The 21,891-nt window shown below is 61.5% G+C and carries 16 protein-coding genes and 1 riboswitch; of the genes, 7 read left to right on the top strand and 9 right to left on the bottom strand.

Features of this window, described 5'->3' with window-relative positions; genetic code table 11:
* From MLE64_RS10540 to MLE64_RS10550, 3 genes are all read right to left on the bottom strand, one after another.
* On the bottom strand, positions 1–881 hold an 881-nt coding region (locus tag MLE64_RS10540; protein ID WP_243317691.1), incomplete at its 3' end, for a mannose-1-phosphate guanylyltransferase.
* A gap of 65 nt (positions 882–946) precedes the next feature.
* The gene (locus MLE64_RS10545; protein ID WP_243317692.1) at positions 947–1,915 is read right to left on the bottom strand and encodes an ATP-dependent 6-phosphofructokinase; all 969 of its coding nucleotides are present in this window, start codon (positions 1,913–1,915) and stop codon (positions 947–949) included.
* Positions 1,912–2,226 (bottom strand): hypothetical protein, encoded by a 315-nt coding sequence (locus tag MLE64_RS10550; RefSeq protein WP_243317693.1) that lies wholly within the window; start codon positions 2,224–2,226, stop codon positions 1,912–1,914. The genes MLE64_RS10545 and MLE64_RS10550 overlap by 4 nt, the downstream gene beginning before the upstream one ends.
* A gap of 157 nt (positions 2,227–2,383) precedes the next feature.
* Here MLE64_RS10550 and thiC point away from each other — a divergent pair, with 157 nt between their 5' ends.
* From thiC to MLE64_RS10565, 3 genes are all read left to right on the top strand, one after another.
* Entirely contained in the window at positions 2,384–4,213 is a 1,830-nt protein-coding gene (gene thiC, locus MLE64_RS10555; protein WP_279343061.1) for a phosphomethylpyrimidine synthase ThiC, read from the top strand.
* A 94-nt stretch (positions 4,214–4,307) separates the two neighbouring features.
* Positions 4,308–4,889 carry a DJ-1/PfpI family protein gene (locus MLE64_RS10560; RefSeq protein ID WP_243317694.1) on the top strand — a complete coding sequence of 194 codons (582 nt, stop codon included), beginning with the start codon at positions 4,308–4,310 and terminating at the stop codon, positions 4,887–4,889.
* An 88-nt stretch (positions 4,890–4,977) separates the two neighbouring features.
* A riboswitch (SAM riboswitch) is annotated at positions 4,978–5,078 on the top strand.
* A 373-nt stretch (positions 5,079–5,451) separates the two neighbouring features.
* Positions 5,452–6,720 (top strand): trans-sulfuration enzyme family protein, encoded by a 1,269-nt coding sequence (locus tag MLE64_RS10565; RefSeq protein ID WP_243317695.1) that lies wholly within the window; start codon positions 5,452–5,454, stop codon positions 6,718–6,720.
* Between the two features lie 166 nt (positions 6,721–6,886).
* Here MLE64_RS10565 and MLE64_RS10570 read toward each other — a convergent pair whose 3' ends face one another.
* The 3 genes from MLE64_RS10570 to MLE64_RS10580 form a co-directional block, all read right to left on the bottom strand.
* Positions 6,887–7,330 carry an FKBP-type peptidyl-prolyl cis-trans isomerase gene (locus MLE64_RS10570; protein ID WP_243317696.1) on the bottom strand — a complete coding sequence of 148 codons (444 nt, stop codon included), beginning with the start codon at positions 7,328–7,330 and terminating at the stop codon, positions 6,887–6,889.
* 569 nt (positions 7,331–7,899) lie between these two features.
* Entirely contained in the window at positions 7,900–8,607 is a 708-nt protein-coding gene (locus MLE64_RS10575) for a 2OG-Fe(II) oxygenase (RefSeq protein WP_243318105.1), read from the bottom strand.
* A gap of 171 nt (positions 8,608–8,778) precedes the next feature.
* Complete coding sequence (locus tag MLE64_RS10580) at positions 8,779–9,576, bottom strand: SDR family NAD(P)-dependent oxidoreductase (protein WP_243317697.1); 798 nt, start codon at positions 9,574–9,576, stop codon at positions 8,779–8,781.
* Positions 9,577–10,327: 751 nt separating this feature from the next.
* Here MLE64_RS10580 and MLE64_RS10585 point away from each other — a divergent pair.
* From MLE64_RS10585 to MLE64_RS10595, 3 genes are all read left to right on the top strand, one after another.
* Positions 10,328–11,554: a tyrosine-type recombinase/integrase gene (locus MLE64_RS10585; protein ID WP_279343062.1), complete on the top strand. Its 1,227-nt coding sequence runs from the start codon at positions 10,328–10,330 to the stop codon at positions 11,552–11,554.
* Positions 11,555–11,855: 301 nt separating this feature from the next.
* Complete coding sequence (locus MLE64_RS10590) at positions 11,856–12,683, top strand: type IV toxin-antitoxin system AbiEi family antitoxin domain-containing protein (protein ID WP_243317699.1); 828 nt, start codon at positions 11,856–11,858, stop codon at positions 12,681–12,683.
* Positions 12,680–13,546, top strand: coding sequence for a nucleotidyl transferase AbiEii/AbiGii toxin family protein (locus MLE64_RS10595; RefSeq protein ID WP_243317700.1), 867 nt, complete (start codon positions 12,680–12,682; stop codon positions 13,544–13,546). The genes MLE64_RS10590 and MLE64_RS10595 overlap by 4 nt, the downstream gene beginning before the upstream one ends.
* Before the next feature lie 1,592 nt (positions 13,547–15,138).
* On the opposite strand, the gene MLE64_RS10600 is transcribed toward MLE64_RS10595, so the two are convergent.
* Both MLE64_RS10600 and MLE64_RS10605 read right to left on the bottom strand, forming a co-directional pair.
* Positions 15,139–15,465 carry a hypothetical protein gene (locus tag MLE64_RS10600; RefSeq protein ID WP_243317701.1) on the bottom strand — a complete coding sequence of 109 codons (327 nt, stop codon included), beginning with the start codon at positions 15,463–15,465 and terminating at the stop codon, positions 15,139–15,141.
* A gap of 120 nt (positions 15,466–15,585) precedes the next feature.
* The gene (locus tag MLE64_RS10605; RefSeq protein WP_243317702.1) at positions 15,586–16,122 is read right to left on the bottom strand and encodes a P-loop NTPase family protein; all 537 of its coding nucleotides are present in this window, start codon (positions 16,120–16,122) and stop codon (positions 15,586–15,588) included.
* A 1,491-nt stretch (positions 16,123–17,613) separates the two neighbouring features.
* On the opposite strand from MLE64_RS10605, the gene MLE64_RS10610 reads away from it, so the two are divergent.
* Positions 17,614–18,381, top strand: a complete 768-nt coding sequence (locus MLE64_RS10610; RefSeq protein ID WP_243317703.1) for a replication/maintenance protein RepL — start codon at positions 17,614–17,616, stop codon at positions 18,379–18,381.
* A gap of 115 nt (positions 18,382–18,496) precedes the next feature.
* Here the strand turns inward: MLE64_RS10610 and MLE64_RS10615 are convergent, their stop codons facing one another.
* A complete protein-coding gene (locus MLE64_RS10615; protein WP_243317704.1) occupies positions 18,497–21,880 on the bottom strand; it encodes a DEAD/DEAH box helicase family protein in 3,384 nt (1,127 codons plus the stop codon).
* Positions 21,881–21,891: the final 11 nt, after the last annotated feature.

Raw genomic sequence — 21,891 nt, forward strand, 5'->3', positions numbered from 1 at the left:
GTCTCGCCCTGGCTCACGTTGCCTTCGGGATCGGTCTCCTGGAACTCGATGGCCGCGGGCCAGGAGCCCACGTCGGACCAGCGGAAGCGGGTGGGCACCACCGCCACCGTCTCGGCCTTCTCCATGAGTGCCACGTCGATGGCCACCTTGGGCAGCTGGCGGTAGGCGGCGCCGAGGGCCGCGGGATCGGCGCCGGCCGCCACCCAGGCGTCCAGGGGCTTCAGCACTTCCGGCGCGTGCTTCGCCAGCCCCTCGCGGAAATCGGTCAGGGTCCACACGAACATGCCGGCGTTCCAGTAGTGGCGGCCTGATTCGAGGTACTGGACCGCCACCTCCACCGGCGGCTTCTCGCGGAAGGCCACCACCTTCTGCACGGGGCCGTGGCCCTCGGATTCGATGTAGCCGTAGCCCGTCTCCGGGTAGGTGGGCTTGATGCCGAAGGTGACCAGCTCATGCTCCCAGGCGGCATGCTTCACGGCCGTGTCCAGGTCCTCCAGAAACAGGTCCCGGTCGCCGATCCAGTGGTCCGCCGACAGCACGGCCATGACGCCGTGGGGCACCTTCCGCTCGATCTGAACCAGGGCCAGGGCCAGGCAGGGCGCGGTGTTGCGGCCCTCGGGCTCCACGATCACGTTCTCCGGCGGCAGCTCGGGCAGCATGCGGCGCGTCTCGGCGGCCAGGTCCTCCGTGGTCACCACGAAGATGCGCTCGGGGGCCACATGGCCGTCCAGGCGGCGCACGGTCTGGTGGAGCAGGGTCTCGGTGCCCACGATGGCCAGGAACTGCTTGGGGCGGGCGTTGCGGCTACGGGGCCAGAACCGGGTCCCCCGCCCCCCGGCCATCACGACGGCGACCAGGGAATCCTTGTGGCTATCCGACATCACCTGCCTCCTGCAATCCTGCGACCTTCCAGGGGAACACAGGGGCCGCGCCCCTCACAAGCCACCTAGCGTGAAAGGACGTCCACCAGATCGCTCAGGTCCTCCGGAGGCGCGGGCGGAGAATCGAGGATGCGGGCCAGGGGCTGGACCGCGAGGGCCCCGGCCACCTCGCCCAGGTAGAAGCCGCCCTTCCCCGCGTCCAGGAGCCGCACGGCCTCGGCGCCCCAGCGGCAGCCCCAGATGCGGTCCAGGGCGGAAGGACTCCCGCCCCGTTGGATGTGGCCGAGCACCACCACGCGCAGATCCAGGCCGTAGTCCCGGCGGAGCCGGTCGCCCACGGCCACGGCGCTGCCCAGGCCGTCGCCTTCGGCCACCACCACGATGGAGCTGCGCTTGCCCCGCAGCCAGTTGGCGTTGAGGCGCGCCACCAGGGCCTGGTAGGAGCCGTCCGGCGACTCGGGAAACAGCACGGCCTCGGCGCCGCAGGCCAGGGCCGTGTGGACGGCCAGCATGCCCGAGCTGCGCCCCATGACTTCCACCAGGAAGAGCCGTCCGTGGCTGGAGGCCGTGTCCCGGATGCGGTCGATGGCCTCCACTGCGGTGTTCAGGGCGGTGTCGAAACCCAGGGTGCGGTCCGTGCCGGGCAGGTCGTTGTCGATGGTGCCCGGAATGCCCGCGCAGGGGACGCCTTGCTCCCGGTGGAGGGCCTCGGCGGCCCGGAAGCTGCCATCCCCGCCGATGACCACCAGGGCCTGGATGCCCGCCTCCCGCAGGTTCACCGCGGCCTCGGCACGCCGGGCCGCCTCGTGGAACTCCGGGCAGCGGGCCGTGTGCAGCACCGTCCCCCCGCGCTGGAGGATGTTGGCGCAGGCGCGGCTGGGCATGGGGGCCCAGTCCTTCTCCAGCACCCCCTGGAAGCCGCGCCGGATGCCCCAGGCCTCATGCCCCAGGGCGTCCGCCTGGCGGACCGCCGCGCGGATGGCGGCATTCATGCCCGGAGCGTCCCCCCCGGAGGTGAGGACGCCGATCCTCATTTCGCCTTCCGGTGGGCCGGCAGCTTGGAGCGGGACACGGAGCCCCTGCCCTTGGCCGAGGCCGCCTTGCTCCGCTTGTGGGCCTTGCCCCTGACCCGCCGGCCCTTCCGCGTGTCCTTCACGTGGGCTTCCGGCGGCGGCAGGGGGGGTGGCTCGACGATGCCCCTGGGCACCGGCGGGAGGTCCCCCTCGGAGATGCCCTGGGCCGAGGCCCGCTGGGCCCGGATCTTCATCACGGGATCGTCCTGGGGCCGCGGGGCGGCCACCAGCCCCAGGGCCAGGCTGCTGATGAACAAGACGCGTCGCGGCATGGTCCCTCCTGTAATCAATTATCGCGCATCCGGACGGATGCGGCGCTCCACCTGTCCTGTGCGCCGCGTTTTGGATTCGTCCCCCCGGCCCCCCTCGCGATAAACTTGCTGATTCGGGGATCAATCCCGGCCCGATCTCAACAAGTCCGGAGTTTTCATGACCATGCAATCCGGTTCCGCCCCCGTGGACGGCACAGCCCTGGCGGCCTGCCTGAAGCCCTTCCCCGCCTCCACCAAGATCCACGTGGCCGGCAGCCTCCCAGGCGTCCGGGTGCCCTTCCGGCAGATCCAGCTCCAGCCCACCCGGGACTTCCAGGACCGCCTCACCGAGAATCCGCCCGTGGTGCTCTACGACACCTCGGGCCCCTACACCGATCCCGCCATCGCCATCGACGTGGCCAAGGGCCTAACTCCCCTGCGCCAGGACTGGATCCTGGGCCGGGGCGACGTGGAGGCGCTGCCTGGCGCCACCAGCCTCTACCGCAAGCTCCGCGAGCGCGACCAGGAGCTGGACGCCATCCGCTTCCACGCGGACCGCAAGCCCCTGCGCGCCAAGGCCGGCCGCAACGTCACCCAGCTGCACTACGCCCGGCAGGGCGTCGTCACCCCCGAGATGGAGTTCATCGCCATCCGCGAGAACCTGGGCCGCGAGGCCGCCGGGATCAAGAGCCGCATCACGCCCGAGTTCGTGCGCGACGAGGTGGCCCGGGGCCGCGCCATCATCCCCGCCAACATCAACCACCCGGAGACCGAGCCGATGATCATCGGCCGGAACTTCCTGGTGAAGATCAATGCCAACATCGGCAACTCCGCCGTGGCCTCCAGCATCGAGGAGGAGGTCGAGAAGATGGCCTGGTCCATCCGCTGGGGCGCCGATACGGTGATGGACCTCAGCACGGGCAAGAACATCCACGAGACCCGCGAGTGGATCCTGCGCAACAGTCCCGTGCCCATCGGCACCGTGCCCATCTACCAGGCGCTCGAAAAGGTGAACGGCAAGGCCGAGGACCTGACCTGGGAGATCTACCGCGACACGCTCATCGAGCAGGCCGAGCAGGGCGTGGACTACTTCACCATCCACGCCGGGGTGCTGCTGCGTTACGTGCCGCTGACCGCCAAGCGCGTCACGGGCATCGTCTCCAGAGGCGGCAGCATCATGGCCAAGTGGTGCCTGGCCCACCACAAGGAGAACTTCCTCTACACGCACTTCGAGGACATCTGCGAGATCATGAAGGCCTACGACGTGGCCTTCTCGCTGGGCGACGGCCTGCGCCCCGGCAGCACCGCCGACGCCAACGACGAGGCCCAGTTCGGCGAACTGGAGACCCTGGGCGAGCTCACCAAGATCGCCTGGAAGCACGACGTGCAGGTGATGATCGAGGGCCCCGGCCACGTGCCCATGCACCTCATCCAGGAGAACATGACCAAGCAGCTCGAAGTCTGCGACGAGGCGCCCTTCTACACGCTGGGCCCCCTCACCACGGATGTCGCTCCGGGCTACGACCACATCACCTCGGCCATCGGCGCCGCCATGATTGGCTGGTACGGCTGCGCCATGCTGTGCTACGTGACGCCCAAGGAACATCTCGGCCTGCCCAACAAGAAGGACGTGAAGGACGGCGTCATCACCTACAAGATCGCCGCCCACGCCGCGGACCTGGCCAAGGGCCACCCCGGCGCCCGCCTCTGGGACGACGCCATGAGCAAAGCCCGCTTCGAGTTCCGCTGGGAGGACCAGTTCAACCTGGCCCTGGACCCCGACACCGCCCGCGAGTTCCACGACGAGACCCTGCCCGCCGAGGGCGCCAAGACCGCCCACTTCTGCTCCATGTGCGGCCCCCACTTCTGCTCCATGAAGATCTCGGACGACGTGCGGCAGTACGCCGAAGCGCACGGCTACAACGAGGAAGAGGCCCTGAAGAAGGGCATGGAGGAGATGGCGGAGACCTTCGTCCAGAAGGGCGCCGAGGTTTACCAGAAGGCTTGATTCGCTCCCTGTGCGAAAAAAGCCCCGCCGCCGGCGGGGCTTTTTCGTGGATGGGCGCGTATCATCGGGGCGGTTTCTCATCCAGGAGGCAGTCATGGCCGCGAAGAAGATCCTCATGCTCGTGGGCGATTTCGGAGAGGACTACGAAATCATGGTGCCCTTCCAGACTCTGCTGGCCGTGGGCCACACGGTCCACGCCGCGTGCCCCGACAAGAAGGCCGGCGAATCCGTGGCCACGGCCATCCACGACTTCGAAGGCCACCAGACCTACTCCGAAAAGCCCGGCCACCGCTTCGCCCTCAACGCCACCTTCGCGGACGTCAAGCCGGACCAGTACGACGCCCTCGTGATCCCCGGCGGCCGCGCCCCCGAGTACCTGCGCCTCAACCCCAAGGTGCTGGAGATCGTCCGCCACTTCTTCACCGCGAAGAAGCCCGTGGCCGCCATCTGCCACGGTGCCCAGATCCTCTCCGCCGCGGGCGTGCTCGAGGGCCGCACCTGCTCCGCCTATCCCGCCTGCCGCGCCGAAGTGGAAGTGGCCAAGGGGAAGTACGCCGACATCGCCATCGATGGCGCCGTCACGGACGGCAACCTCGTCACCGCCCCGGCATGGCCCGCCCATCCCGCCTGGATCGCCCAGTTCCTGCAGGTGCTGGGAACCCGCATCACCCTTTGATCCGCGAGCCGGCCCTCAAATGCCTGTTGGCATACCTATCTTCTCTCTTCATACTGGTCGTCCACAGGATCTTTGCCAGTTTCATCACGCGATATCCAGAAAGGTGGAGGGACGGGCCCTGTGAAACCTTGGCAACCTGCGAGAGCAAGGTGCCAATTCCTGCCGCAAGCGATTGCGGAGAGATGCTGACGTGTCAGAAGCTGACATGCGAAGGGGCCCGAGAAATCGGGCCCCTTCGTTAGAGTGCCTAACCAAACCCCGACCGGGCCGCGAGAAAGCCAGGCGGGATGCACCGCAAGGAAGGGCCCGCAGGGCGATGTGGTTCATCGTTCAAGGGCCGTGACGCCGCGGGGCGCCCACCTGGCTTTCTCCCTCCGGGCGAGGGCCAGCGGGCGTCGCGGTGCCGCGTCACGCTCGTCGCGCGTAGTACCCGCTACGCGTCTCCTCGCGTTCCTCGCCTCGCTCGCCCGGTGGCCCTCGCGCGGCCCCGTGGGGGTTTGGTTAGGCACTCTGATTTGGATCGCAGTGGAACGACGGAGGTCCTCCCTTTCCGGAGGCTCCCTTGAGCGAGCATTACCTCGATACCAACGTGCCGGGCAACCCGGCCTACCACTTCACCATCCTGCCCCCGGCGCGGGAGAGCGAGGCCGGCTGGATCCACCGGGCCGGGCTGGTGCCGGACGCGGGCCTGGGCACCCAGTGCGTGCACGCGGGCGTGCAACCCGATCCGGCCTATGGGTCGGTCATGCCGCCGCTGTACCTCTCGTCCACCTTCGCGTTCAAAGACATCTGCACCAACGCCGGCTACGACTACACCCGCAGCGGCAACCCCACCCGAGCGGCCCTGGAGGAAGCCCTCGCCCTGCTGGAGGGCGGCCACGGCGCCACCTGCACCAGCACGGGCATGAGCGCCATCCTCGTGGCGCTGAACCTGCTGCCCCACGGCAGCCACCTCGTCTGCACCGTGGACTGCTACGGCGGCACCTTCCGCCTGCTGGAGCACGCCAAGCGCTTCTACGGCCTGGAGGTCACCTACCTCGACCTCGCAGACCTGGACGCGGTGGCGGCAGCCATCCGGCCCAACACACGCCTCATCTGGATCGAGTCGCCCTCGAACCCCCTGCTGCGCCTCACGGACATCGCCGCTGTGGCGGAGCTGGCCCACCGCCAGCCGGACTGCCTGGTGGCCGTGGACAACACCTTCCTCTCGCCCTACCTCCAGCGCCCCTTCGAGCTGGGCGCCGACCTCGTCATCCACTCCACGACCAAGTACCTCAACGGCCACAGCGACGTGGTGGGTGGCGCCGTGGTGGCGGGGCCAGGCTGCCTGGCCCTCACCCAGCAGATCCAGAGCGTGAACAACCTGCTGGGCACCTCGCAGGCGCCCCACGACTGCTTCCTGGTGCTGCGTGGTCTGAAGACGCTGCCGCTGCGCATGCGCCAGCACGAGGCCACGGCTCAGGTGCTGGCGGAGTTCCTGGCCGCTCATCCCGCCGTGGGGAAGGTCCACTACCCGGGCCTGCCCGGCCACCCGCAGCACGGGCTGGCAAAGCGGCAGCAGCGCGGCTTCGGCGCCATGCTCAGCTTCGAGCTGAAAGAGGGCGGTACCGAACGCCTGAACCACGTGCTCCGGAAGCTGCGCTGGTTCACGCTGGCCGAGAGCCTGGGCGGCGTGGAGTCGCTGGTGGCCCACCCGGCCTCCATGACCCACGCCTCCATGACGCCCGAGGCCCGGCACCGCGCCGGCATCAGCGACGACCTCGTCCGGCTTTCCGTGGGCCTGGAGGACGTACAGGACCTGCGCGCGGACCTGGCCCAGGCCCTGGCCTGAACCCAAGACTTCAACAACCTCCACGAAGGGCACGAAGAAGCAATCTAAAGGCCACGAAGAGGGGCACCAGCGTTCCGTCCTAGGACATCCGGGCTCTGGCCCCCGATCGCGCATCGCGCGAGCGGCTTCGTGTTCTTCGTGGTGATCTTTTTCTGCCGATGTGGAGCTACTGGACCCCCAGCAGCTCCACATCGAAGATCAGGTCGGCGTTGGGCGGGATGTCCCCACCCGCGCCACGGGCGCCGTACCCCAGCGCCGCAGGGATGTAGAGGGTGCGCTTGCCGCCCACCTTCATGGTCATGAGCCCTTCGTCCCAGCCCTTGATGACGCGGCCCACGCCGATGGGGATGGCCAGCGGCTCGCCGCGGTCCACGGAGCTGTCGAATTTCTTCCCCTTCTTCCCGTGATCCGAGAGCCAGCCCGTGTAGTGGACGAGGCAGCGCTGGCCCCGCTGGGGCGCGGCTCCCGTGCCCACCTTCGTGTCCACGTACTTCAACCCGCTGGCCGTGGTGACCAGGGCGGGCGCCTTCACCTTGGGGCGCCCAGCCGACTGGGCGGGAGTCGCCAGCGTCAGCAGGGCGAGAGACCAGACTGGCATTGCATGGGGCATGGGGATCTCCTCTGAAACGGGTGTGATGACAGGCCCCGCCGTTCAAGTCTGCCAGAGGATGCGCCCGCGGGCCGGCCGCCCTCCGCCTGACGCACCCTGCCCCGCAGGGCCCTCCTGCTCCTCGCGGCGCTCGCCCGCTGAGTCGGGACCTCCAGGGATTCAAAATCCCTTTCAGTTTGGGCTCCGCAGTGAATCCGGCCGACCGACTTCCCGGTGAGAGGCATCTACAGATCCTCTGGGAACAGGCCACAAACAGAGAATGGCGCGGAAATCAAATCGCCCTGATGGATCTGGTGGACGTCCAAAGACCAGCCAGCCGTCATTACGGCACTCGGTCTCGGCCGGATTCCCTGGGGAAGGATCAGGGAACAGCTCGAGACGAAACAGGGAACACCGCTAGCTGGAGATGAAAAACTTCAGTAATAGCCCACAGCCCCTTGCGTGGAAGAGGCGCGCCCGACCCGGATCCGGAGGGGTTGGAGAGGTCCACTCCATGGGATCGGCCCGGCGATCAGTCATCACCGACATGGACTAGGGATTGGAAAACGACAGGTGCTGGGATCCGCCGTTCAGGCCGCATCCTGGAAAATCAGGCCTAGCACATGGCGCCGCCCGGCCCGCACCTCGCTCACGCCGTGCCGCACGTGCACCTGGTGGAAGCCGCGTTCTCCGCGACCAGGCCGGACGTGGCTCGGGAAGATCAGGGCCTCGCCCTGGGCCGGGCGGAAGGCCAGGCCTCGAGACTGGGCCCGGGGGTGCTGCTCCACCAGCAGGAATTCGCCGCCCTCGTAGTCCAGCCCGGGATCATCCAGGAAGACCGCCATCTGCAGCGGAAAGGTGAGGTCCCCGTAGAGATCCTGGTGCAGGCAGTTGTGGTCGCCGGGGCCGTAGCGCAGGAGCAGGGGCGTAGGACGCGTCTGCCCTGCGGCGACGCAGGCCTCCAGGAAGGCCGCATGGGTGGGCGGATACCGCACCGGCTGGCGCAGAGCCTCCATCCAGGCATTCGCCAGGGAGGCCAACCGGGCGTAGACCTCCGAGCGCAGGACCTGCACCAGGGACGGCAGAGGTGCGGCAAAGTACTTGTATTCCCCCTTTCCGAAGCGGTGGCGGGCCATGTCGATGCGGCTGCGGAAGACCCCTGTGTCGTAGGTTGCGACAAGCTTCCTGCAGGCTCCAGGTGCCAGCAAACCGGGAATTCGGGCCACGCCGCGAGACCAGAGCTCCTCCTGGACCCGATCCCAGGGAAGGGTGTGGACGTCGGGGCTCAAGGGGTGCATCACGGAAGCTCCTGGGTCGTCCTGCGTCGAAGGTGGAGTGTGCGGGATCCGCGACCCACCCGTTTGTTACGCCGAGTGCGGTTGAGACGAGTCGCCCAGGTCTTCATGAAGCCCCCGTCACCAGGAGATGGATGAGTCCTTGGGAATCGCCTGGCACCGGCCGGGTCGCCGTCATCCAAGAAAGGACCCGCCCGAGACGTCCAGGTACTGGCCCGTGATCCAGCGGCTGTCGGGACCAGCGAGGAATGCCGCCGCATCAGCCACCTCCTCGACCGTTCCCACTCGGCCGAGGGCGGACAGGGATTCCACGTAGCGCCGGTTCCCGGAGTCGCTCAGCAGTTGGGCATTCATGTCCGTATCGATGACGCCTGGGGCGAGCGCGTTCACCGTGATACCGCGTGGACCGAGTTCCTTCGCCAGCAGCAGGCTCAGCGTGTCGATGGCCCCCTTGGTCATGGCGTAGGCCGCCTCCGGAGGGTAGGCCATGCGCGTCACCAGCGAGGACAGGTTGATGATCCTGCCGCCGTCGCGGAGCCTGGGGACCAGGGCCTGCAGCAGGAAGAAGGGAGCCTTCACGTTCACCGCGAACACTTCGTCGAAGGCGGCCTCCGTCGTCGCGCCCAGAGTTCCCTGGGAGGCGATCCCCGCGTTGTTGATGAGGATGTCCAGCCCGGTGGAACCCAGCCGTCCGAGGAGCCCTTTCTCCAGTTCCCGGACGAGGCGCTCGATTCCCGTCATCGTGCCCAGATCGGCCTGGATGGCCCAGGCCGCTCCCGAGGCCCCTTCGATCTCTTCCACCAGGGCCTGGGCGGAGGCCTCCTCGTGCCGGTAGTGGATCACCGTGAAGGCACCTTCCCGGGCCAGGCGCAGGGCGATGGCCCTCCCGATCCCCCGACTCGCGCCCGTCACCAGCGCGACCTTGCCTCCCAGGCGCCTGCCCTGGATCCCGTATTCCAGCCCTGCGTTCATGATCGCTCCTTCGCTGAGGGAGCCCGGGAGGGCCCGCCCCCACCGTCCCGGAAAGAACATCGCCCTGCATTCCGATCCTTGCGGCCGTATGCGGGTTGAGATCGGTGCGTTCTCAGACTGGAGGAGTCAGTCGAAGCGCAGATCGGCCAGGTTCAACCGTCAGCGCTTCGAGGAACCGTCCGATGGAGGCGCTCAGGTCGACTACTGGTTCGAGGAATCCCTGACGCCCGGGCGCTGCGGGGATTCCAGCCTCTACCTCGGCGCTGCCCCGATAATCAAACGCCCCACCGAGCTGGTGGGGCGTCTTGTCTGGCTCCGGAGGGGGGATTTGAACCCGTTGCCGGCGACCACTCGCGCTTCATCCGTTCCGGCAGCGCCCCGCGCTGCCGGAGCGGCGCGCTCGCGGGCCGGCTGTCACTCGGGGGTCCAAATCCGCCAGATCCTAGCCCAACAAAGAACAAGGGGTCCCGGTGGGACCCCTTGTTCTTTGTTGGCTCCGGAGGAGGGATTTGAACCCCCGACCTAGTGATTAACAGATTCTTTTTGAGCATCACGACATCCCTTTGAAATTCAAACATAACATACATATTTATCAAATTTTATAAATATTTTCATCACCGCATACCGTACTCTAAAACCCCCTGTAATACCGTGTTCCGCTGTAGCATTGCTGTAGCACGGTGCTACCGAGGGACAAAAAATGGGTAAGACAGGTACAACCTCCCCTCGTCGAACCAAACTCACCAAGCGAATGATCGAAAGCTTGCCTGCAGACACCCAGGCCTACACGGTCTGGGACCAGGAGGTCCCAGGATTTGGGGTGCGGGTGCTTCCCTCTGGACAGAAGTCCTTCGTGTTGAAGTTCACGATCAACCGACAGCAGCGCTGGATCACCCTGGGGAGGTTCGGCGACCTCACACTTGAAGAAGGTCGAAAGCTCGCACTTTCACGACGCGGAGAGGCCGCCAAAGGCATCGACCCGACGATCGAGATTCGAGCCCAGAAGACCGCTCCCACCGTCAAGGAGCTCATCGATCGTTTCATCGAAGAACATGTCATCCCTAAGACACGAGAATCCACGGCCAGGGGCTACACAAGATTTCTCAAAAACGTTATCCAGCCCCGCCTTGGAAAGATGCTGGTCAAAGAGGTTTCCAGCGCCGAGATCGCTAAGTTTCACCACGACCTTCGGGCCACCCCACGCCAAGCCAACCAGGCGGTTGCCATCCTCCGGAAGATGTTCAACCTCGCAGAGGTTTGGAAGTACCGGCCGATCTCCAGCAATCCCTGCGTCCACATCGAGAAGAACCCTGAGCGGAAACGCGAGCGATACCTCTCCGATCCAGAGCTACATGCCCTCGGCGAAGCCCTTGTCGAGGCAGAAGACAAAGGGTCGGTCCCGCCAGCCGCGCTTGCTGCGATCCGCCTCCTAATCCTCACTGGGGCTAGACACAACGAGATCCTCAAGCTGCGGTGGAACCAGGTTGATCTCCAGAAGAACTGCCTGACATTCAAAGCCGACGATCACAAAACCGGTGGCTCATCTGGGACCAAGACCATTCCCCTGAACCAGCCAGCATTGGATGTTCTGGCCTCGATCCCCCAAACACTAGGCAACCCCTATGTCATCCAAGGGATCATCCCCGGAGGCCATTTCGTGGGTCTACAGAAGGTATGGGAACGGATCCGGAAGGATGTCTCCACCCGGGAAGCCGAGAGGGTGAAGCACAAGAAGAAGCGCAAGGAGGACGCGATCAGCCTTGAGGATGTCCGTATCCATGACCTGCGCCATACCTTCGCAAGCGTAGGAATCTCCAGTGGCTTCAGCTTGCCGACCATCGGGTCTTTGCTTGGTCATAGCCAACCCTCGGTCACCCAACGGTACGCCCATCTGGCCGACAACCCCCGAACCAAGGCTTCTGAAGAGATTGCCGCAAAGATATCTGGAGAGCTCTTCGGAAAATCACGAAATAGTTAAACACATCATTATCAGTAAATAAATACATAGATAGCTACTCCGGTAGTTAGAGACGTTAGTGTTAGAATTCATCAACGGAGACGAAGACATGCTTCGGAAGGAACTCTATATCCAATCAGGCGATACGATCGGACTTTCGTTAGAAATTCTCTTGACAATCTACTCAGCAGCCTTAAACTAGCGTCCTCAGGACGCTAGTTTAAGGCTGCGTAGCATAGATATGGAAAAACACCCTACGAGAATCCTGGAAGAATTCCTCGCCCCGGAAGGACGGCGAGTCCTCGCCGATTGGCGAGCGGGGGTGCTGATTCGTCGGGCCATCCGCCAAGGTCAACAGGTTTCGAATGCCCTCAAGAGAGACAGCAGCACACGCTCGGTTCGCCGTCTCCTGGAACGCCTGAGTCAGGCCGGAGAGTTCGAAGAACTAGAGGAGTGCCCTCACCTCTTCCTGGTGAAGTCCCCGTATGCTCTGGGGGAGCCCATCCAGGAATGGGAGGTGCTGATGGAGGCACATCCATTGGCCGCCTTCAGCCATGACTCTGCGCTGGTCTTCCACCGGCTCACAGAAACCTTCCCACAGACCTTCCATCTCATTCTCCCGGTCATTAACCCAGATTGGCTCCCGATTGGGACAGATGATCGTGATTGGGATAACGAGAAGCCACCCAAGGGACGTCGGCCCGAAACGATCTTCGGAAAGACCGTCTACTGGCATAAGGTGAAGGAAACCAGAGGTGTTCAGGAATACCGTCCATTTGGGTATCCGGTCAGGGTCACCACGCCTGCACGAACACTCCTAGACGGCCTTCTGGAGCCCTCCTGGTGCGGCGGCATCGAGAATGTTTTCCGTGCCTGGGCCTCGAGCAAGGACACCCTGGATCTTCCTGCCGTCCTCGATCTGGTGGATACCTTCGACAAGTCGATTCTTCGACAGCGAGCAGGATTCGTCCTGGAGGCTCTGGGATTCACCTCGCCAAGGATTGAGGCCTGGCAGTCAAAGATTTCGACCGGAGGATCCAGTCGGCTTCTGGCCAGCGAAGCATTCGATGCTATTCCCGGCAACTTCAGCGAGAAATGGCGAATGGCCATCAATGTACCGACCGCCACACTCACCGAGGGTTGGATATGAAGTCCAACTACCCAGCCAATTTCCAGGAAATCAGCATTTGGTCCAAAGACCATGGAATCACCCCGGCGCAGGCCAGAGAGAGGTATGCCCAATACGGTGTGCTCCGGGCCATCGCCAATAGTCATTCCCTCAGCGATCTCCTCGTCTTCAAGGGTGGCAACGCCTTGGATTTCGTATGGATGCCGAACCGGAGCACCAGGGATCTCGATTTCTCGGCACGAACCTCAGAGGGTGTTACCGAAGCGCACCTTGAAAAGCTGTTCAATGGTGCACTCGGCACAGTCACCAATGACCTGGGCACCCACTACCGGGTCCACTCAGTGAAAAAGAACCCTCCTGGACCTGATAGGTCGTTCCCCACCCATGTTGTAACCATCGGCTATGCCCTGCCGGATGATCAACGCAATCGCATGGCCATTCAATCCGGCCTCCACTCTCGGGCAACGATCCAGGTAGAGGTCAGCCTGAACGAACCCATCTGCGGGACTGAACCCACGGAATTCGATGGAGCACACCCTGTCAGCGTGGCAACCCCGGAGGACATCGCCGCAGAGAAGCTCAGAGCCCTGCTTCAACAGATTCCCCGAAATCGGCGGCGTCCCCAGGACCTCCTCGACATCTCTGTCATGCTCCGCGAAAAAGCCGGTCTTGATCTTGGCCTGATATCAGCTTTCCTGCTGCGCAAGGCAGAAGCCCGGGACATCCTGGCGATAAAGTCTGCTTTCCTGGTTTCGGAAATTTGGGAGCGTGCCAGCACCGGGTACGAAGACCTCCGGATCACCAGCCGGGGGCTCTTCGTCCCATTCGAAGAAGCCCGGGAAGTACTCCTTGACCTAGTCTCCAGACTTCAAATCCCTGATTGAGCCATGTAGTCCAGGGTCAGGCAGATGTCAGAACTGGACGATTTGAAGGTCACAGGCTCCAGCCCCAGCCCGACAGGGCAAGCTGTGGATCGGGGGAACCCCCGAAAGCGGTAGGCCGACATGGCCAAGATTCGGTCTCAGACCAGAAGTCCTTCGTTCTAGGGCGGGCGCCCAACCTGCCGAGCGGTGGTTCGCCTCGGTTGCAGGCAAGGCGTGATTGTAGGTGTTGCCTGGACCAAATGAATAGACAAGTCGGTTGCCGGGACTACCCGAACACGAAGGCACACGCTTGCTACTCATCCAACCGCCGTGGTGAGGCACCACAATCGCAGAGAAAACCGAACCAAGGACCCCCGGTATGGCGGAATATCTGGCATCTCCAGGAAACAGGATCTGTTCACCAGACTCGCAATCGTTTACGACTACAGCGAGTCCACTATGATTCGTCCCCTTCCCTGTGCATTTCCGGATCTCAAATTCTGAGGTCTCTATAGCAGACAGTTGAGACGGCCAAATCAGGATGTTTCCACCGGCAGCTTTCAAACTCTGGACAAAAGTCCAATGCACTAGACCTATCCGTTGGCGCGGAACTATCCATGTCGCAGATAGCGCTCTTTTGTCACGCAATGCTGATGACCAGTGGTCCCAATCCCAATGGGAGAGAATGATTGGCGGATTATTGTAGAAACAGAATTGACTGAGAGAGCCTGGAAAGGTGCGTGCATGTCCCTGCACTCCTCCTCCAAAATCCAGATAGGTGAGTACGCTCCCCTTCCTATCAAGAAGCGCACCACAGCTCCCTTGGCCCACATCATAGACAGCCGCCATGTTTATTTCTCTTACCCATATGAGCGTGTCGACCAGCTCATCATCGGTGGCAGCTCTGTCACCTGCTAAAGAGTAATGGCGAAGCCGCAACAGAGAGTCTCCTGCGACATCCTCCTCGCGAACCACATGCACAGACTCGCTGACTTCCGAGAATAGATTCCAGTAAAGCCGAGGTGATTCATCAGTCGCACCCTTCGAAATAGCTAGCGATAGCCATGGCGCATTCCGGCGGTGGAACCGAATAAAGGGTAGAAGGTCATGGAAGGGATGATTCGTATCGTCTGCTTGGAATTCAACCTGGAGAATGAAAATGGGCACATTCTCAGCGAACGATGAATCCGAAGTTTGGCTCTCGTTTGTGATCCAGCGCGCATCGACGCAATCAAAATAGAGACGGTATGTTTCTTCGTCTCCTTCCAATCTTTCCGACTGATCTAAGTGGGCAAAAACCCGTAAGGGGAGTTCCGGTTTGGGTCCTTCCGTCTGGCCTGATTCAAGAAATGGATTCACGGAATCTCCTGAAATCGTCATGGAATTAATTCACTCCGAAAAGGATACCCACGCATCGCCATCCACCTGGCTTGTCATTTTCACCCTATTGCAATCCTCCGTTCGGATCTCACATCCCCTTCACGCTCCACCAAAGGAGAACAGCCCCCAGGGCCAAGTCCTCCTTTCGGTAGACCTCCCTGGGGGCTTGTGTGTCCTGATTGAAGGCGCAGCAATTCTGACAGAATTCAGGCCCCCGCCCTTGCTGATCCAGACTAGGCCAGAAGCTCGCTCATGGTCCCGGTGATGAGACATTGCATTACAGCGTCCATCCCCTTTTGCATCTCCTGCCGGCTCCGGAAAATGGTCAGAAAGACCCGAGCGGGATCTCCATCGTTGGCCTCTGATTCCAATACCCCAACGATGACCCAGTTCCCGTTCTTGAGGTCGATCACCCTCACATAATCGCACCCCTCCCGACGAACACCCCTGACGAAAGCGACCTCGGGACGCATCTTGAAGGCAAACCTGAGGGTGGGGGCCTCCATCACCAGGCTCGCAAGGAACGTGTAGGTGGAAGTTTCGTCGAACATCTTATTCATGCTTCTCTCCTTCTGGGCACTCAGGTGCCCGCTGTGGCACAGGCCTCCGGCCAGTGCGGTTAAAACGGCACTACCAACTCCTCCTCAGCGGCCCTTGCAGGACCGTTAAGAGCGAACTCTTTAAGTGGTTTTCATTCGAGCCTTCAATCCGACCAACCGCAGATCCTGTGATCTGACCTTGTTGACCGGAGAGACAGTGAGGAGGCGGCTCATGAGTCGAGCTCCGTATCTTGTCGTCAACTGAGACTCGTCGAGGTTGGAGGTCCAGAAGATCGGCAGTTGGTTTCGATATCGGTAGTCCAGCACTTCCGCGAACACACCCTGCGCATAATCTTTTTCCGAACCGAACCTCTCCTGCCCGATGTCATCAAGGTAGAGCTGGCGGGCTTCCTTCCAAAGGGTGATCAGCGAGTCCAGTTCCCGGTGCCCATCTGTGGCACTCATCCGCTTCAGTTTTTCGACTTCTTCCGGCCAACTGATCCATCGGGCAAATGGATAAAAGGGGAAGACTGCCTTCTCTGGATCCGGGCTCTCGACCACAAACCTTTCGATGGTTTCCGCAAGCCGGTGCACAAGCTGAGAAGTCTTGGCTGCACCTGTTCCGCCGATGAGCCCGTATCCAGATGGAACATGCGGAATGGGATGGAACACCGGCATGTCCAGGCACTCCAATTCGGCAGGGGCAACCCCAATCTTCGAAAGAAGGTGAAGCGTCCTAGGATGCACCATCACCACCCTCCTCTTCCTCAGATCGCCCCAGCTGGTCCAGGAAATCCTTGTCCAACCCAGGTGTTCGCGACAGAGGTTTCGTATCACATACCCTGGAGATACCCGGGCCCTGTCCGGGTTCCTTCGCCCGGGCCAGCCAGGAATAGGCAAACCGCTCCATTCCCCCAGGGGTCTTCTGCCTGTGAGGATTGGCATTCAGCCAAGCCCTCATCTTCAGGACCTCCGTCAGAAGATCGAGTCCAGGGAAGGCCTGCTCCCACTGCCGCCAGACCCCATTAGGGATCTCCCAACCCGGAGCGGATTTGCCGCGACAAGGAAGAGAGAGAGGAGTGCCGCCGCGCGCGGGAGTCGGAGCATCCGACTCCGCGCAAGCATTTCTCTCACTCTCTTCTTCTCTATTCTTCTCTTCTGTACTCTCCTGTACTCCTGAACCGTGGTTAACCGCGGTGATATCGCCTTCGTCAGCGCCCTTCAACCTGCGCTGAGCCTGTCGGAGGCGTACCTGGTCCTGGCTCGCTCTTACCGCTTCGATCCAGGGGCACGAAAGGACACCCTCACCGGAGGGGGCGAACCAGCGCATCACCCGTGGCAAGAGATCGCGAATTTCACTGGCTTCGACAGCCAATCGTTCGGCGAGGGCCTCCACATCAGCTGGGATAGTCCGGCCCAGGTAACACTCGTCCAGGAGTTCCCTGGCTAGGCCTTTCTCGGCCCACGAGAGTCTCTGAAAGTGGCGATCGGACATCCACTCCGAGGGAGGCCAAGGGTACCAGGTCAACGGAACCTCCAGCCTGCTGACTCGCACCATTACTCCACCTCCGAAGACGATGAGAGGCCAGCTTCGGAGGTGTTGCGACGACGGGATCGTTCGGCCCAAATCACCAGGTCATGGATCGCATATGTCACCTTATGATGTCCGAGCTTGAGATACTCGGGCCCCCCACCGATCTGGCGGAGCAGCTCCAACCAGCGGTTAGAAATCCCAAGGAAGGCGGCAGCATCCTTGGTCGAGAGGTAGCCCTGGGGAGGCTGGTGAGACTTCAGGTTCATGATGGGTTCACCTTTCGTTGGTTTTTTAGGCAGACCTTTCCTGACCTCATGGAGGAATGGTGTTGGTCGATTGTGGTTTTGAGGTGTCCTGTTCAACGCTCGGCGCCAGCGTGGAACCTTGGAAGAGATGAAAAGGCGAGTGGGCAACCTTCAGGGTCAGATCTTCCCACCCGCCGATAGGACTGAATGGAACCCTCTTCCCTCAGGGAAGTACTCTTACTTCGTAAGAGTAATGGGCCGACCTCAGAATTAGGAATGACGGTCATCTCGATAGACGATTTCTCAATTTTTTGATAATATATATTATGTTTTTTTATACATAGATATTAGGCCACACAGATAACATGTATTTTATTTAAAGGAATAATTATGGTTAAAATAAAGAAAGATCCAGAACTAGGTTCTGATTCAAAAAATCCTTTACTCGCCGCGGGAAGTTCCTCCCCAATCAAGAGGACAAGCTACTTAACCATCCAGCAACGGCAAATCTTCTCGATTCTTGGGATCAAGCCGGAAGATCCACCCAAGGAGGATGAGAGTACATCGGTTCTTGACTGTAGTTTTCCAGTGCGCGCTCCTGACAAAACAAAAGCGGGTACCAAGAAAACAGCACTAAAGCACCCCGATCGGCTATTACCAACTGAGCTGCGTGTGCTCCTGCACCTATTTTCTCGGATGGAGTTCAGGAATTGGGTTCTTCAGGGCCAGGTAACACTTGCGAGGGAGCTCGGTATAACGGCACAGGCCTATAGCAGCGCATTGAAGCGGCTACAAGAGTTCAACATTCTCATTCGTCCGTGGGTCCGGACATCGAGTGGGACCCGCCCATGCATCCTTCTCAACCCGCTTCTGGTAAATAGAGGGAAGAAGGAAGATCAGGAAAAGGCCGAAGCACTTTTTCTAAAATTGGCTGGCAAGATCAGCCGTCGTGGTCCCGCATCGAGGGTTCCCAAGAAAAAAAGGGCACACAAAGTGCGGGGATCGATCAAACCTGATCAGAACAAAGGAACCAGCCAACCACTCCCTGGTGAAACATTCGAGAGCAACTCATCAATACCAACGAACCCTGATGAGTTCCGTGAAACAAAGGTGAGTGGCCTAAGGTCCATGGCAAGAACAAAGAAAAACGCCAAGTAATCACAACCTGGGTGGCCCATCGGATCGAAAGGAAACCTCCGGCCTTTGGCGAATCTGTTTGTGCAGGCTAGTGTACTTTTCTGGCTCAAATAATCTGGATGAAACCTTAGATCGTCTAAGCCACAGCCCTCTGCCGTATGTCCGCCAATACCCCAAGCAGCAGCTCAACTTGCGGTGGGTTGAATACACCCTCCACACCCATCGGATTGATATCCGTGTAGGGAGATTCGTACAGCAGTGCCGGGTTCATTGCACCGTGTTCAGTTAGGTGATCGATTACCATACCCAAGAAGTCGATCTGACTGGCGTTCAGTGTCGAGCCCTGAATGAACTCTGCAAAGGCCGCTTTCGCCGCCGCTCGGTCCAGGCCGATCAGTGAGCGCACGAAGAGACCAAGCCCATGGCTTTCCTGCTTGGCCTTCTCCAGCTCGTCCTCATTACCAAGCCCGGCTTCCCGCAGCATGCGCTCCAACTCCTCCAGATCCATCGCCGTGAGCGGCTCGTTCATGCGCAGGCGGTGGATGGTGAAGTGGTTCTCGTGGTTGAGGAGGAACTGGCGAGCCTTGGCGCGGAAGCGCTCCATGTTGACGCCCATAGGGACATAGACAGGATCAGAGATCTTCTCTTCGCCCAGCTCGTCCGTGAAATCGGTGTAGAGTACCTTCCGATCCACGCGATCCATGAGCTTCACCAGATCCCGCAGCTTCCGGCGGGCCTGCTCCAGCATGGGCAGGGTGAGCCCCTCCCACCAAAGGTCCGAGCAGATGTCGTGGATCAGTTCCATCTGAGCCGCCACCATCGGGATGTTGCCCTTGGACGCCAGGGCGTGTGCGATGGCGACCAGACGATCCTGATGCCGCTCCCAACCCGCATCCTTTCGCAACACGGCAAGCTGAAGGTTAAGCACCAACAAATCGAAACGCTTGGCCTCTTCGCCTCCATCCTCCAGCCCAGTGGGAAGACCACCCAGGATCTTGATGGCCTCTGGTGTTTCCATGACTGTTACGGCATTCCAGGCTTCTGGTTTCGAGAATCGCTCCACCAGGCGCAGGTGTGGGCGTACGAGGAAGGATTCAGGATTGAGCGCTGTCACCTGCTGTTGAAGGGAATTCGCCGTCTCGTCCCTCAGGATCCACTCTGGTTCATTCCCACCCTCGGACACACGATCGCCCAGGACTTTGTCCAAACCAAGGACCAACTCCGTGCGGGCACGGAAGAGCTGCTGGCCAAGGCTGTCCGGCAGGGGTGACGGTTTGGAGTTGGGATTCTGCCGGAAGTACTCGAAGTTCTCGAAGAAGTCGAAAATCAGGAAGTGGCTCTTATCCTTGCCGGGGCCAAAGAGGTCCGGACAAAGGCGCGTCCCGCGCCCGATCATCTGCCAGAACTTCGTCTTTGAACGAACCGGCTTGAAGAAGGCCAGGTTCAAGACCTCGGGCACATCAATGCCCGTGTCCAGCATGTCCACGGAGACGGCGATGTGGGGGGTCTGGTTGGCTTTCGAGAAGGCATCTATCAAGGTCTGCGCGTAATTGACTTTGAAATCGATCACCTGGGCGAAGTGGCCTTTCAGGTGGGGGAAAAGCTCGTCGAAGCGCTGGACAATGAACTCAGCGTGGGGGTGATTTCTCGCAAAGAAGATGGTCTTCCCCAATCGGTCTCCACCTTCCACCTTGAGGCCGTGTTTCATGACATGGCCCAGCACCTTGTCCACGGTGTCTGCGTTGAACAGCCAGTCGTGGAGGGCATTACCAGGGACAGAGTCCGGCACTTCGCCATCCTCCCATTCCAGCGCATCCCAGGCGTCCTTCTCCTCTTCAGAGAGCTGGTCGTATTTGATGCCTTCGCGGTGGAACTTCAGAGGCACCTCGCGGCTTCGGTATTCCACCAAATAGCCGTCCTTAATGGCCTCCTCCAGCTCGTAGGCGTCCGTAGGAACGCCCTTCTCCAGGTCGAAGAGCCCGTAGGTGTCCCGGTCCACCTCGTCCCGTGGAGTGGCCGTGAGGCCCACCAGGTAGCTATCGAAGTGACGGAAGATGGCACGGTATTTCTGATACACACTCCGGTGCGCCTCGTCGATGATGATGAGATCGAAGTGGCCCGGCCCGAAGCGCCGCTGCCCGTCCGTCACCTCGTCAATGAGGCCCATCATCGTGGGATAGGTGGAGACATAGATGCGGCCTTCCGTATCCTTGTCTGTCACCAGGTTCACGGGATTGTTTTCGGGCAGGAACTTCTTGAATGCGTTGATGGCCTGGTTTACCAAGGCCACCCGATCCGCCAGGAAGAGGATCCGCTTGGCCCAGTTGCAGCGCATCAGCAGATCGGACAGGGCGATCACCGTGCGAGTCTTTCCAGCCCCCGTCGCCATGACCACCAGGGCCTTGCGGTGGTTTTCCTTCTCGAAGGTTTCGCAAATGCGCCGGATAGCCCGGTGCTGGTATGAACGCTCCACGATGACGGTGTTGATTTCCGCTTCCCCCAAAGGCTTGCGGCTGGTTCGGCGCTGGATGGTCAGCTCCAACTCGGCTTTAGTCAGGAAGCCCTGCACCTCGCGGGGTGGGTGCTGGGTATCGTCCCAAATCCAGTGCTCGTACCCGTTGGAGTAGAAGATCACAGGGCGCTGCCCGAAGATCCCCTCCAGGCCATCCGCGTAGAGTTTGGCCTGCTGCTTCCCTTCCTGGGGGCTCTTGGATGTGCGTTTGGCTTCTACCACTGCCAGGGGTTTGCCGTCGCTCCCCCAGAGCACGTAATCCGCGTAACCCACGCCGCTCTCATTGGGGAAGGGGCGAATTTCGAATTCCCGGTCACGCTCCTGGTCCAAGGGCCAGCCCGCCTCATTCAGGAGGAGGTCGATGAAGAAGGCGCGGGTTTCGGCCTCGGAATAATCATGGGTATCCGGCACCACCTGGTTCTGGGCCTTAACCTGGGCGATCTCCGCCCTCAGCCGCTCCAGTTCAGCATCCAGATCCACGCGCGCCTTCTGGGCGGCGGCCAGGGCCTCGTCTTTCTCCGCCAGCTCCAGGTTCAACCGCTGGAGCTGGGCCAGGGTTTGCGCCGCCACCTGGGTCACCGGGGGTGGAAGCTCGCTGGCCCGGAATGCCAAATTCTCCGAGGGGCGCTCTTGTCGGGCATAGGTCCTTGCGAGCCAAAAACCAAGATGGAAGAGATCCCGCACAGCGGCGACCGCATCCTCCACCCGCACCGGCTTGGTGCTGTGCACCGCCAGATTGCCCAGATCCTTAATGAGCTTGGCTTTTGCCACCAGGCGCGATTCCAGGAGGCCCTGGAAGGTGGGCTCAAAGATTAAGGCACTCAAATGGTCCTGGTAGGGCCTTCTGAGCGAGCCATCGTGCTCGTAGAGCCACGTCACCATCAGCTCCAGCGCCCGCCGGGAATAGAAGCACGCCGTGCGGGGATCCCCCATGACCAAAGACTCCGCCTTGATGGCGGAAGCCGCGATTTGCGGCCATTCGGATTGGAGGAAAACGAAGTGAGTCATGGCGGAAGGCC

It is taken from the genome of Geothrix paludis (assembly GCF_022808815.1).
Taxonomy (GTDB): domain Bacteria; phylum Acidobacteriota; class Holophagae; order Holophagales; family Holophagaceae; genus Geothrix; species Geothrix paludis.